General features: G+C 41.9%; 18 protein-coding genes and 2 pseudogenes. 3 read left to right on the top strand and 17 right to left on the bottom strand.

Annotation, left to right across the window (positions count from 1 at the left end; translation table 11 throughout):
• Positions 1-707 (bottom strand): YoaK family protein (locus tag HT696_RS01210; RefSeq protein ID WP_173283076.1); only part of this gene is annotated, 707 nt, incomplete at its 3' end.
• 398 nt (positions 708-1,105) lie between these two features.
• Between HT696_RS01210 and HT696_RS01205 the strand changes: the two genes are divergently transcribed.
• Positions 1,106-1,405 carry a YbaB/EbfC family nucleoid-associated protein gene (locus HT696_RS01205; RefSeq protein WP_000981526.1) on the top strand — a complete coding sequence of 100 codons (300 nt, stop codon included), beginning with the start codon at positions 1,106-1,108 and terminating at the stop codon, positions 1,403-1,405.
• Positions 1,406-1,687: 282 nt separating this feature from the next.
• On the opposite strand, the gene pta is transcribed toward HT696_RS01205, so the two are convergent.
• Genes pta through HT696_RS01185 form a run of 4 tightly spaced genes read right to left on the bottom strand, consistent with a single transcriptional unit; the run spans position 1,688 to position 5,071 of the window.
• Entirely contained in the window at positions 1,688-2,662 is a 975-nt protein-coding gene (pta, locus tag HT696_RS01200; protein WP_173217834.1) for a phosphate acetyltransferase, read from the bottom strand.
• Positions 2,663-2,704: 42 nt separating this feature from the next.
• Positions 2,705-3,601 (bottom strand): RluA family pseudouridine synthase, encoded by an 897-nt coding sequence (locus HT696_RS01195; RefSeq protein WP_173217832.1) that lies wholly within the window; start codon positions 3,599-3,601, stop codon positions 2,705-2,707.
• Positions 3,598-4,416 (bottom strand): NAD kinase, encoded by an 819-nt coding sequence (locus HT696_RS01190; RefSeq protein WP_000799049.1) that lies wholly within the window; start codon positions 4,414-4,416, stop codon positions 3,598-3,600. Before HT696_RS01190 ends, HT696_RS01195 begins: the two co-directional genes overlap by 4 nt.
• Positions 4,400-5,071: a GTP pyrophosphokinase family protein gene (locus tag HT696_RS01185; RefSeq protein ID WP_000171681.1), complete on the bottom strand. Its 672-nt coding sequence runs from the start codon at positions 5,069-5,071 to the stop codon at positions 4,400-4,402. Before HT696_RS01185 ends, HT696_RS01190 begins: the two co-directional genes overlap by 17 nt.
• Before the next feature lie 408 nt (positions 5,072-5,479).
• Between HT696_RS01185 and HT696_RS01180 the strand changes: the two genes are divergently transcribed.
• On the top strand, positions 5,480-5,629 hold the full coding sequence (locus HT696_RS01180) for a hypothetical protein (RefSeq protein ID WP_162489709.1): 150 nt from the start codon (positions 5,480-5,482) through the stop codon (positions 5,627-5,629).
• A gap of 141 nt (positions 5,630-5,770) precedes the next feature.
• Positions 5,771-5,950, top strand: coding sequence for a hypothetical protein (locus tag HT696_RS01175; protein WP_023937752.1), 180 nt, complete (start codon positions 5,771-5,773; stop codon positions 5,948-5,950).
• 311 nt (positions 5,951-6,261) lie between these two features.
• Here HT696_RS01175 and HT696_RS01170 read toward each other — a convergent pair whose 3' ends face one another.
• The 12 genes and pseudogenes from HT696_RS01170 to HT696_RS01120 form a co-directional block, all read right to left on the bottom strand.
• Positions 6,262-7,218, bottom strand: coding sequence for an N-acetylmuramoyl-L-alanine amidase family protein (locus HT696_RS01170; protein WP_173282885.1), 957 nt, complete (start codon positions 7,216-7,218; stop codon positions 6,262-6,264).
• Positions 7,218-7,553, bottom strand: coding sequence for a phage holin (locus HT696_RS01165; protein WP_173218459.1), 336 nt, complete (start codon positions 7,551-7,553; stop codon positions 7,218-7,220). The genes HT696_RS01170 and HT696_RS01165 overlap by 1 nt, the downstream gene beginning before the upstream one ends.
• 14 nt (positions 7,554-7,567) lie before the next feature.
• On the bottom strand, positions 7,568-8,392 hold the full coding sequence (locus tag HT696_RS01160) for a collagen-like protein (RefSeq protein ID WP_173218457.1): 825 nt from the start codon (positions 8,390-8,392) through the stop codon (positions 7,568-7,570).
• Between the two features lie 5 nt (positions 8,393-8,397).
• Positions 8,398-8,718 (bottom strand): hypothetical protein, encoded by a 321-nt coding sequence (locus HT696_RS01155; protein WP_112445809.1) that lies wholly within the window; start codon positions 8,716-8,718, stop codon positions 8,398-8,400.
• Positions 8,719-8,724: 6 nt separating this feature from the next.
• Entirely contained in the window at positions 8,725-9,201 is a 477-nt protein-coding gene (locus HT696_RS01150) for a hypothetical protein (protein WP_173218455.1), read from the bottom strand.
• Positions 9,202-9,218: 17 nt separating this feature from the next.
• Positions 9,219-9,656 carry a hypothetical protein gene (locus HT696_RS01145; protein ID WP_173218453.1) on the bottom strand — a complete coding sequence of 146 codons (438 nt, stop codon included), beginning with the start codon at positions 9,654-9,656 and terminating at the stop codon, positions 9,219-9,221.
• Between the two features lie 10 nt (positions 9,657-9,666).
• Positions 9,667-9,819, bottom strand: a complete 153-nt coding sequence (locus HT696_RS01140; protein ID WP_173214043.1) for a hypothetical protein — start codon at positions 9,817-9,819, stop codon at positions 9,667-9,669.
• A complete protein-coding gene (locus HT696_RS01135; protein WP_173218451.1) occupies positions 9,812-10,402 on the bottom strand; it encodes a hypothetical protein in 591 nt (196 codons plus the stop codon). The genes HT696_RS01140 and HT696_RS01135 overlap by 8 nt, the downstream gene beginning before the upstream one ends.
• A complete protein-coding gene (locus HT696_RS01130) occupies positions 10,399-10,605 on the bottom strand; it encodes a hypothetical protein (RefSeq protein ID WP_173218450.1) in 207 nt (68 codons plus the stop codon). The genes HT696_RS01135 and HT696_RS01130 overlap by 4 nt, the downstream gene beginning before the upstream one ends.
• Positions 10,598-11,506, bottom strand: a pseudogene (locus HT696_RS10615) (tail fiber domain-containing protein); the annotation flags it as partial. The gene HT696_RS01130 and the pseudogene HT696_RS10615, both read right to left, overlap by 8 nt.
• A gap of 189 nt (positions 11,507-11,695) precedes the next feature.
• Positions 11,696-12,073, bottom strand: a pseudogene (locus tag HT696_RS10610) (gp58-like family protein); the annotation flags it as partial.
• 6 nt (positions 12,074-12,079) lie between these two features.
• Positions 12,080-12,445, bottom strand: coding sequence for a hypothetical protein (locus HT696_RS01120; protein WP_173218446.1), 366 nt, complete (start codon positions 12,443-12,445; stop codon positions 12,080-12,082).
• Positions 12,446-12,452 lie beyond the last annotated feature (7 nt).

Here is a 12,452-nt window from a genome sequence, read left to right as displayed (position 1 = left end):
GTTTGGGAATTTACCTTTTCTTTTACTTTTTTCCGCCACGAGGCAAAAAGCATACTGAGATAAAAAATGCTCATCATAATAGGAACACCAAGAATGGTCTTTTCATGATAGAAAATCGTCAAATAAGCTGAAAAGACAACACCAAGGACAAAACTACTAAGCAGGCTAACAAATATGAACCCTTCACGCAAAAAAGGTGTGTGCTTGGTTCGGAAATAATCCCCAAAAGCTAGCATGGTTCGTTTGATATTCCCTGTCATAAAAGCGTTATTGTAGGCAATACCCGATACTTCTCCAAAAGCAGTTGTCACCAGTCCCATACAGAAGGCCAAGGGCGGCACTAGATAGATATTATCTACAGTCTGCGGAACAAAACCAATAATGATTGATAGGATTGCCAAAGGAATCAGTGACAGAATTGGCTTTTTTACAATTCTCAATTTTTCCTTATAAATGGTTAGTAAAAAAACTCCCAGCATAAACGCTATTAAGGTTAAAAGCTTATCCCTAACATCCGAAACATTATTCTGTATTAGCTCTACCGAAAGAAAGACAACATTTCCAGTTTGTCCAGCTACAAGGGTATTCCCACGAACAATAAAAGTGTAAGCATCCACATATCCAGCACAAAACGTCAAAAAAAGTGCTAACCTTTTAGACTGACGTGATATTTTTCTTATAGGTAATAACCTCATTTTCCCTCCCATTGTATTTTCTCTTAGAATATTGTACCATTTTCTTTCTAAAAAATCGTAGGCTACCATTTAGATTTTACTATTAGCATAAAAATAATAAACAACTATTTTTCCAAAAATAGATAGAGGTAACATATTGGTAAACAAAGCATACGAACCTTTAGTAAAATCATTTCCATGAAACTAGAATAGAGCCCCTCTTAGCAAAAATCATTATTTTAATTTATTTCTAATTACTCCTTGACATAAATAACTCTTACCAATAAAAGACTATGTCTTAAAAAAATGATATAATAAAATCAATACTTGGGCTTGATGGCTATGCTACTAAGAACAATTAGGATAGAAAATCAGGCACTTGTTAACAACAAGGATTATCCCCTTGAGATGAAAGGAACTTTAGAAATCTTATGATGAACATGCAAAACATGATGCGCCAAGCACAAAAACTTCAAAAACAAATGGAACAAAGTCAAGCTGAACTTGCAGCTATGCAATTTGTTGGCAAATCTGCTCAAGACCTTGTCCAAGCGACCTTAACTGGAGATAAGAAAGTTGTCAGCATTGACTTTAATCCAGCTGTCGTTGACCCAGAGGACCTTGAAACTCTTTCTGATATGACCGTTCAAGCCATCAACTCTGCTCTTGAACAAATCGATGAAACTACCAAGAAAAAACTGGGTGCTTTCGCTGGGAAATTGCCATTCTAAAAACAAGGACCTAGAACAATACTTGTCGATAACAAAGGCTAAGAAAGGTGCAAAAATTATAAAAAACGCATAATAGCAGGTGTCAAAAACACTCAATATTATGCGTTTTCTAATGAAAAAATTCTCTTTTCATACTCATTTAATACTCTTCAAAAATCAAATTCAAACCATATCAGCGTCGGCTTGTCGTACTCAAGTACTGCCTGCGCCTATCTTTCTAGTTTGCTCTTTGATTTTTATTGAGTATAAAAAGCCTCTTCCCAAGGGAAAGAGGACTAAATCTTATTGATGAACAGCTTGAGCTGCTGTGATAAGAGTCAAATTGTAAACATCTTCTGCACTACATCCACGTGAAAGGTCATTAACTGGCTTATTCAAACCTTGTAAAACAGGTCCCACAGCTGAGAAACCACCGAGACGTTCTGCAATCTTGTAACCGATATTTCCAGCTTCGATACTTGGGAAAATAAATACAGTTGCTTGTCCAGCAACTTTACTTCCTGGAGCTTTTAAAGCTGCCGTTTCAGGGTGGAAGGCAGCGTCAAATTGCAATTCCCCATCTATTTCAAGATCTGGGCGTAGTTCGTGCGCACGTTGTGTAGCTGCTACTACCTTATCAACGTTATCACCAAAACCAGAACCTTTACTTGAATAGCTCAACATAGCAATTTTTGGTTCTATACCAAACATTTTCGCAGTGATTGCTGAATTAATCGCAATTTCAGCCAAGGCATCTGCATCAGGATTGATATTGATAGCACAGTCACCAAATAGGTAACGTTCTGAACCACGAGTCATTAGGAAGGCACCTGAAGTACGAGTAACATTAGGACGAGTTTTAATGATTTGAAGGGCTGGACGAACTGTTGCAGCAGTTGAGTGAAGTGCACCTGAAACCATACCGTCAACCAAGCCCATATATACTAGCATTACACCAAAGTAGTTAACGTCTTCACGTAAGAGTCTAGTAGCTTCTTCTTCTGATATCTTACCGTTTCGACGTTCAACGAGCGCAGCAACCATTTCGTCAAACTTAGCGTAGTGGTCAGGATCGATGACTTCATAACCCTCGTGAATCCCTTCAATTTCAAGGTAAATTTTAATTTTTTCTGGTTTACCAAGCAAGACTGGAATAACATCTGTTTCTTTTACCAAGCGTTTCGTAGCTTGAAGAATACGAGGTTCTTTTCCTTCAGGTAGAACGATGCGGACATTTTTACCAACTAGGTTGGCTCTTAGACTTTCAAAAACTTCCATGAGTTTTCTCCTTTAAAATAATAAATTATACTCTAATATATTTTATTGAGTATTAGTTGATAACTGTTTAATAAGGTTACTGAAATCATCCGGCAAGAGACTTGATACCTGCAAGTCTTGCTCTAAAAATGGATGATAAAAGGATAGGTAATGGCAATGCAGGGCCTGACGTTGAATGCCGTCGTCCAGACTACCTCCGTACAAATCATCGCCCAACAAAGGGAAACCAATATGAGAAAAATGGACTCGGATTTGGTGGGTACGTCCAGTATGCAGGCGAATGTCGACCAAGTGGATATTTCCATAAGAAGCGACAATCTTGTAGGAAGTATGGGCGTACTTCCCACCTTTAGCTACTCTTCTAGTGATAATAGAGTCTTCATCACGCGCAATCGGAGCAATAATTTCTCCTTCAGGCTCTAAATATCCATCTCCTTTAACCAGAGCAAAGTAGCGTTTTTCAATGGACTTCTTCTGCAACTGCTTGTCTAATCGTGCATGGGCATAGCCGTGCTTGGCAAAGAGCATCAAGCCAGAAGTATCTCTATCAAGCCTGGTTACAATGTGAACCTGCTGATTTTTATAATTTTGCTTGACATAGTAACCCTTGATAAAATTGGCAATGGTATTGGAGTGGTTGACACTAGGAATAGACGCCACTCCATAGGGTTTATTCAAGACTAGAAAGTGGTCATCCTCATAGAGAATATCCAGTGAGCGCTCGATAGCTTCCAGAGTTTCAAAGCCTTCCTCAGCGGGAATATCAATAGTAACGCGGTCCCCAATATCCAATAGATATGTTGCATTTTGCGGTTGGTCATTGACCAGAATAGCCCCACCTCGAAACTTAATCTTGGCCAGCAGCCCCTTAGAAACCTCGTGCTTTTTTAAGAAGGTCTTAACCTTGATATGTTCATCTGCGATAAATTCAAACCTCATTCGTCCACCTCGCCGATAAAGGCATCCTTAACGCGGTTCCAGAAACTGGTATGGCTAGGAGTCGCGACAAAGTGAATCTTATGATGATCAATTTGATACTCGATTCGCTCGATACTACGAAAAGAATAGACACTATTGTCAACCGAAATGGTGTGGTAATCATTTCTTGTTGGAATGAGTTCAATCTTATCCTTCTTAGGCACAATAATGGAAGAGCCCAGCGTTCGATAGACACGATTATTAAGGCTGGCAATTTCCGTTAATTGCAAAGCTTCAATGGTAGGATGTAAAACAGCACCACCAAGAGACTTGTTATAGGCAGTACTACCAGTCGGTGTCGAAACTGTTAGCCCGTCTCCACGAAAACGTTCAAAGGGAACACCATTGATGACAATATCTGCCACCATGGTTCGATCAGACCTGCGAATGCTGGCTTCGTTGAGGGCACGAAAAATCTTGACCTCTCCATTTCCAAGAAAAACCTTCACATTTAGAACAGGGTAAGAAACCCTTGCTCCGGTATCTAGCTGCAAATTGGTCATTAACTTATCCAACTCAAAATCACGATAATCGGTATAAAAGCCCAGATGTCCTGTATGAAGACCGATAAAGCGTACCTTATCAAGTTGGTCTTCGTACTTATGAAAGGCCGACAAGAGCATGCCATCTCCACCAATGGAAATGACAATGTCCGGACTGCTATCATTGAGTATAAACTGATTTCTCTTCAAACGATCTCGCAATTCATACAAAACCCTTTGACTCTGCGGTTTTCTATTGGCTATCAGATCAATTCGTTTACCTGTATTCTTCATCTGTATCGTCACTGTTTCCTACACCGTCATTTAATTTTCTACTCAAGGGATCAAAAAGAGCCTGGGCTTCCTGGATATCATCACGAATTTCACCCATTTCTTCATCCAACTGATGGGCGATTCTAGCTGTAATTTCCAGTCGCTTCTTAATCTCATCTGGGAAATCCCCTTGGTACTTGTAGTTGAGAGAATGTTCTATCGTTGCCCAGAAATTCATGGCCAAGGTACGAATTTGAATTTCTGCCAAAATGGTCTTGGCTCCATTGATGGTATCAACCGTATATTCTACTACCACATGATAGGAACGGTAGCCTGAAGCCTTTCGATGAGTAATGTAATCTCGCTCCTGTATGATTCGCATATCCTGACGCTTATGCAAAATCTCCACTACTTCCTTGACGTCATCTACAAACTGAACCATCACACGTAAGCCAGCAATATCCTGCAAATCGTGCTCTAAGGTCGCATAAGTAATGCCACGACGAGCCATTTTTTCTTTGATGCTCTCAATTGGCTTGACCCGACCCGTCACAAACTCAATCGGAGAATGCTTATTTTGCTTACGATATTGCTTGCGAATACCACGAAGTTTAATCTTTAACTCACCAACAGCTTGAATGTAAGGATCTAGAAATTCTTCCCATTCTAAGGTCATATATTCTCCCTTGTTCTCATATTATCCGTCAAAAATATCTTTGATTTTTTCTCCAGATTCATATACAATAAATACAATGCTTATTATACCATAAGTGAAAAACGTTTACAAATAGTTATCATCACTTGTAAATAGTTGAGTTTTTACTTATTTTTCCTTAAAATCATTTACACTAATTTCCATCGTTTTTTTAAATCGTATTCATCTTCGTATTCATTTTTACAATCATCTTTGCCCGTATAGTTGAGAAGGTTCCAACTTAAAGTTCAATAGTTTACAAATAGAAAACTGTGATTACTCACGGTCTTTTTTTTTAAAAAATAAAATAAAAAAACTCCATCAAAACTCTTGACTTTCTCGGTATACCGTGATATAATATAATCAAGATAAGGAAAGGGGGTGATGAAGTTGAACAAAGAAGATTGGCTTAGGTTACTTGAAAAGGCAATAGACAATATTCCTGAAACAGTAACTGCTATCGCAAGTCTAGTGACCGCAATAACGGTCGCAAGGCAAAACAAAAAGCGTAAACCGAAATCCCGCAAAAGAAAAAGGTAAACGCTAAGAGGTTGGGGCGAAAGCCCCTCACACCTCTATTTTATCAAATGGAACGAGGAAATGCAATGGTTAGTGCAATAGCTATTTTTATAATTGCAATTAATGTATACATTTATCTAAAAAACAAAAAGGACAAATAAGATGAGAAAAGTTATTCAAGAATTGTTAGACAGTTCGATGTCTACATCTGCTATTTCGCAAGGCGCTGGAGTTCCATGGACTACCGTTTCTGACCTCAGAAAAGGAAAAACAAGTATGGACAAAATGGCACTTCTCACAGCGGAAAAACTTTATGAATTTGCTACAACTGATAAGCAGTGATTTCGGTCACTGTTTTTTTATTTTTAACAAAACACCGTTTTTGACAATAATACCCTGCCATTACTCCTCCCTATTCTTCAAGAAAACGCTTTTTTGAACAATAGGATTTAGATTTTGATTTCTAATCGTTCAAAATACGTGTTTTTGCAAAATAGAAATACAAACTCTAATTTTGTTAACGTCAACAAAATTGACAACCAAGCGCTTTGTAAAGCTATTTGTTGATGTCAACAAGTCAATTTCAGAGCAAACAAAAAAACCGCAAGCCTGAGCCTGCGGTGAAAGAACATTTTAGAAAGTTTCCTTTCTATTTATTTAACTGTAATCAAGCCTTCTGGCTCAACTGTGAACTCTGGCTTGTCTGCCATTGTTCCGTCTGGTTTGATGTAGTACCAGCCTGTTCCGTCTGCGGACTGGATAAAGGCGTTTGATACCATGGCACCTTCTTTACCGTCTAAGTAGTACCATGTGTCCTTGTACTTGACCCATCCTGTCTTCATGGCACCTTCTACGTCGAAATAGTACCACTTCTCAGCGATTTTCTTCCAGCCTGTGGCCATTTCGCCTGATTGATCAAACCAGTACCAGTTACCATCTGTGTGCTTCTTCCAGCGGTTCGCAAGCATGTAGCCTGAGCCGTCGAAGTAATACCAGGTTCCGTTGACTTTCTCAAACTTGTCTTTTTGATAAGAGCCGTCTGAGTGTACATACCAATAGCCTGTATCATTCTTCTGCCAGCCTGCCTCAATCGTCAAGCCGTTTTCAATATCCTGCTTGAACTGTTCACGGCTAACGCCCCATTTGGCAAGATAAGGATACGGGTCAACATGGTCTGAGTTGTTGTTAGGCTGGTTATTGGTACAGTATTCATGCGTCTTGATACCTGCCAAGTCATCTGTATCAAGCGTTTTCGGCAAACCTGCTTCATCAGCTAGATTGCGTAAGAGTTCGATATAGAGGCGGTAGTCAGCCATGAACTCTTCTTTAGTTGAATGGCTTTCAATCAATTCAACTGCTGCATAGCTTTCCGCATTCCAACCGCCTCCAACGTCCCAAGATCCGTTATTTACAGGGCCTACTTGCATGACACGACCGTTACCAACGACATGAGAAAAGAATCCAAGTTCAGGGTTCTTTCTATAGTGGTAGTCCGCCTCATTCTGAGCGGTTGAGTTGCGGTTGCCTGTTGAGTGAGCATGTACTTGTCTATAAGGTTGCACTCCGACTTGTGGCAAGCCTGTACGTAGTCTGCTTGTATCGATATCCATTACTCTTGTCCTTTCCAAGCGTCATTCATCTGCTTCACTGCGGACTCCACAAAGGTATCCAAGTCCTTGTCGGTCATGCTGATGTTATATTTGAGCAGCTCTGCACGGATTTTAGCGCGAGCCTGTGCCAGTTTTTCATCTCCCTTGTAGCCAGTTTCAGCAGCAACCTGCTCCACGGCATTAACTGCGTTCTTGGCTAGGATTTCAGCGATGATAACCGCTTTCTCTCCACCTTTACGCAAAAGATAGTCTTTCACTGCTTTTACAATACCGCCTACTGCTACTGCTAAAAAGCCTGTCGCAAAGGCAATGATGAGTTCGTTAAATTGTGTCATATGTTGTTTCCTTTCTATTTTGGTTCATACACATCATAGATAGTATGGGGGTCTTTCGTTCTGATAGATTCATATTGAGCCTTTGTACCAACCCAATATTTCAAGGCTTGCCCACCGTTTTGGTTGATGATGTTTTGGCCGGGCGCTCCTGCTGGGCCACGTTCTCCTGTGGCTCCTCTAGCGCCTGCTGGACCTGTTGCACCATCACTGACATTATCAAGACGTGTGCTAGCAGCTGCTTTAATGCCGTTGTGCGTTACAACTATGTAGACCTCAAACCAGCCTCCTGAACGCTGAGTAGCGTTCCACTGACCAAATTTACCATTTGCATCAGGCGTTTGATTTCTCAAAACACCCCAGCTATTATTCCCAAAACCTCTGTAGTAATAATCAAGAGTATAGCCACTGGTTAACCGTGTTCCGTCATAGTAGACGTCCGCGATCAAATTCAACTGACTAGTCGCACCGTTTCGATAGCTTCCCTCAATACGTACATTCGCATTTAAGCTGTGGCCATTTTCCCCTTTTAAGCTTTCTCTCTGGCTGGAGGTCAGATTGTCAAATGACGGGCGATTTTCCAAGGCGGAAATCCTAGCCTTGATGGGGATATCATTGTACAACTCCCATTTTTGGGCATAAGTAGACAAGTCTTGGTGGGAGGTCAAGTAGCCTTTCTTTTCCAGCTCCGCTTTTGTAACGAGGGTTTCTGGATTGACTCTCGGTCTACTCTCAAGGGAGCCCAGTCTTTCCTGGACTTCCCTATCCTTTAACTCTGAATCTTCTTTGATTGCCTTGACATCCTCACCGATTGCTCTTGCTAGATTTTCAAGGTTACTCATAGCACTCACGCTTTCGCTGCGTTATAGGTTGCGACCAAGTCAACATTGGCAATCTGATCTACACGTCCGCTGACTTCAGTTACTTTGCCAAGAAGTGCGCTATTTTCATCTTGTCCCATACTTGTGATTTTTTCCGCGATTTCTTTCAGTGTGTCAAGATTTTCAGGCGTTCCCTCACCCAAGATTTCAGCCTTAACTTCAGATTTAGCTTGGGCGATTGCCTGATTCATGGCAGACGTGCTGACTTTCGTTTTCAGCTCTTCGTTTACCTTTTTGTTATCTTCCCCCACTGCCTGCGCAAATGCTGTTAATTTTGTAGTATCCATTTTGTGTTACACCTTTCCTAAATTGTAATAAAAGAGCAGGTCTGGCAATTCCTGACCTGCTGGGCTCTCGCCTACAGTTCTACCTGCAAGCTGTTTTTCGACTTCTTTTGCAATATCCAGCTCTTTTAGAGCGTGGACTTCTTCTGTGACCAATTCCTTATCTGAGGCGACTATCTTGATATGGACAGATTTATCACTGGGGAAAACATAGCCTCCAGCCGTGATTTCCAAGCGATAACTCCCAATGGGCAAGATAGCGTCCAGATGAAAACTCACACCTTGACTGGTAACAGCTACCTGCTTTTTCCACTGGTAGCCCTCCTTGGTCAGACTGATCAGCGCCTCCTCCCCTTCCAGAGAGGAGATGACTTGGTAGTCTTCGTCTAAGAGGGCAAAACCAAAGGTGGAAGCCAAGTCCCCTTGTTTAATCAGGTGACCGCCGTCAATCTGCCGCAAATTGGTCATATTGAGATTACAGACCATTCTGCACCTCTTTCTATCTAATCATCTACTAAGATGTCTTCCTTAATCTCCAATTTTCCAAAATCGTTGAATAAGCGGTCTATGTAGCCATTACCTCCTAAAGCCTTGTAGCTTTTGTGCAGACTTTCCACTAGGGAAAATTCGTCTTTTGAAGTGAACCCTCTACGAATAGCCCGTCGCATATCACGGTCAAGGCGCAACTTCATAGTATTTAGATGCGCCTCGTCGTGCACTTTTAGCTTTTCCTGTACTTCATCGATTTTGGAATTGCTATCTTTAGCGGTAGTCTGGACATCTTTGATCTGTTTCTTGACTTCGCTCAACTCTGAAATGATTTGGTCTGTCTGTTCCTTTGATTTCTTCGGCAATTTGTAGCTGAGCCAAGCTATAATAATCGGTGAAGCTGCTGATAGCACGTTCATGAAGAAATGCTCTATTGATTGTAAGACGTCCATAAGCACCTCGCTAGTCTGCCAGATGGCTCAAACCACGTCGCTTCAATTCCTTGCGCACACGGTCTTTCCAGCGTTTATGTACCCATGAAAAGTCAACTGCTCCACGTTCCAGTAGGTTGATGTACATATCGATTTTTGCTTGGTCTAGTGTAATCTTACTCATTGCTGCTACCTCCATTGTCTTCACTAGGGCTCTCTTGGTTTGTCGTTTCAGAAATGTCATCTTCTTTCTCGCTTTCTTTGTTATCTTCTACCGCTGGGGTTGGTTGTGTAGGCGCTTCTGCTACTGGTTGTTCAGTAGTTGGCTGCGCTGAGGCTGGGTCATCAGCTTGGTTTTCTGTGTCCGTAACCTGAGGGGCTTCCTCTTCTGCCCCCTCTTTCTCCCCCTGGTCAGGCTCTCCTTGAGCTTCCAGCTCTTCCAATCGCGCTAAGATATCTTCAATATCCTGAGCATTCTGGAGATTGACCTTCTGCATGCCATCCATGAGTTGGTTGGCTTTCTCCAGCGCTTCCGTCGTTTTAGCCAACTGTTCTTGGTTTTTGACAATAGCGCTTGTTGGGTCAAGTTCGGTGCGAACCAATTCCAAAACCGCTTGGATAAGGGCGTCCTCACTATCCTGTGTATGGTCATCTAGTAATTCGCACTGCTCATAAGAATAGCGCCCCTTGTTTTCCATCTTGATGGCGACAACTGTTACATTTTCCCCACCTTTCAAGTAGGGCTTAATTGCAAGTTCATAGCTCATTTGTTAGCTCCTTTCATTTTTACTTGCGTTTCTTCAAATAGTTCTTTAAGGGCTGGGTCATATTCCAGCACCGCCTTAAAGGCCTGTAATTCAGCCAAAGTCAGCGTATAACGTGCCTCTAAATGAGCACGACCCAATTCGCCTTCTGCCAAGCGGTTAACGAGTGACTCAGCGACTAGCTTGTCGATTGTGTTATTATCCATGTAGTTTCTCCATTTCTTTGATTTTTTGGTCTAGTTCTTGGACTGCTTTCAGCAAGTAGGGGACGAAAGCAGTATAGTCGATGTGCAGATAGCCATCTGGATTCTCAGGGTCTCGTGAGATAACTTCTGGAACGATAATCTCAGCCTCTTGTGCAATCAAACCGATTTCTTCGTGTTTCTTGCTTTCTATGAAATCAAAAGCGACTAAGTTCAGTCTGTTGATTATATCCAAGGCTTTCACAGCTGTTTCTGTGATGTTTTCTTTCAAGCGTCTATCTGAAGATTTGTCTATCCAGTGCTTTACCGTTCCCTCGCCTACCTGGTTCCACCACACGACCTTATTTTGATGTCCCTCCCTCGGACTCCAACCATTTCCCAAAATTTCTTGTTCGTACATATGAATCCCATTGACAAAAATAGGCGATTTTTGAAATTCTGTCCGTCCATAAAACCTAGCATTTGATGTGTTTGAAAAGTCGACCTTAGCGTGAAAATCCGCATCATTCTTACAATTCATTTTTCCTGCGGTTGTCACGTACCAGGCATTAGGTCCTGCGTGATTCCAATTACTCCCCCAATTCGCCCAGAAGGCTGTTCGGGTATCACCGAAACTTCCACCATTTCCCATTCCTACCGCAAACGTATTTGTGCCAGATATCCACTTGCCACTCCCGTTTGGGAAACTCCCGATGGTAAACCCTCCAATTTCACCCTGATAGGCTTGTAGGAAGGTTGAACTAGATACGACAGACTCAATCTTGGTTGTGAAGATTTCCTTAGATGTCAACTTGTCAATCAAGGCATCTCTAGCGGTCAGGTTCCGAATCAGGGCATCGTCTACGCTGATTTTATCGCCTGTGATGGCACCTGCTTGGATATGGTCAGCAGTGACAGAACCAGCGGCCATCTTCCTAGCTGTTACAGCACCATCTACCAACATATCTGACTGTACTCGAACGTGCGGAGCGATGATATCCACACCTCTAGGGCTTGCGGAAATGGTAGAAGCTAACTGCTCGCCCGTCAAGGTAGTTGAGCCGATGGTCACACCTTCAGGCGTCACTTGTACCCTCGCACTATTAGCAGCATCTCGCACTTCCTGCCTGATTTCTCTGGCAGTTTGAGCAATAGCACTCTTGACATTCTTGTCAAAGAACTGAGTCAGCGCCCCTTGGTTATTCTGCTGGATTTTGCCCCATAGAGTACTGTTTGGATCTCTCAGTTCCAGTTCAATAGAACGCATATCCTTGAAAAGACCTGACAGGGTACGTTGCGTTACAGTAGGCTCCACGAAGCTAGTCGGGAAATCCCCCTGCTCCAGCTGAATATCCGTCAGCACCGTGTCACCCACACAACCCATATGGTGCAGTTTCAGCAGTTCATCTCGTGTCCGTGGCTGAAAGACCTTATAATACCGCCCGTTGTGCTCAAGAGCAGGCGAACGGACGTTTTGAATGGTTATGTCCATGTGTTACTACCTTTCCTCGTAAAACGTCATGTAGATATCTGCGTTTCGTGTATCAAATAACCTTTGAGCTTCATTAAAATCACCTGGGCTTTTTAGTTTAGCAATAACGTGAGAATTTCCATATCCTGCTCTCAAGGTGATTGCTATAAGTCTTTCGCTCCGACCTATATAAGCAACTTTTGGAAACGAAATATCCCTAAACGCATCACTGTAATTAAAAATATTCATTTCACTTGAATAGTAATTGTGTGAAACAGTCCCCATAAATCCCAAGTAAGGCACTATTGTTTTCCTTTTCTCCCAAACCAACTTATCACCTACATAACGCTGAGTGATTTCCTTGCCACCCACGTAAATTCCTTCTCTAGCCATACTACCT

The sequence above is a fragment of the Streptococcus sp. 9903 genome (assembly GCF_013276625.1).
GTDB lineage: Bacteria > Bacillota > Bacilli > Lactobacillales > Streptococcaceae > Streptococcus.
This window is presented reverse-complemented; position numbering and strand designations above follow the sequence as displayed.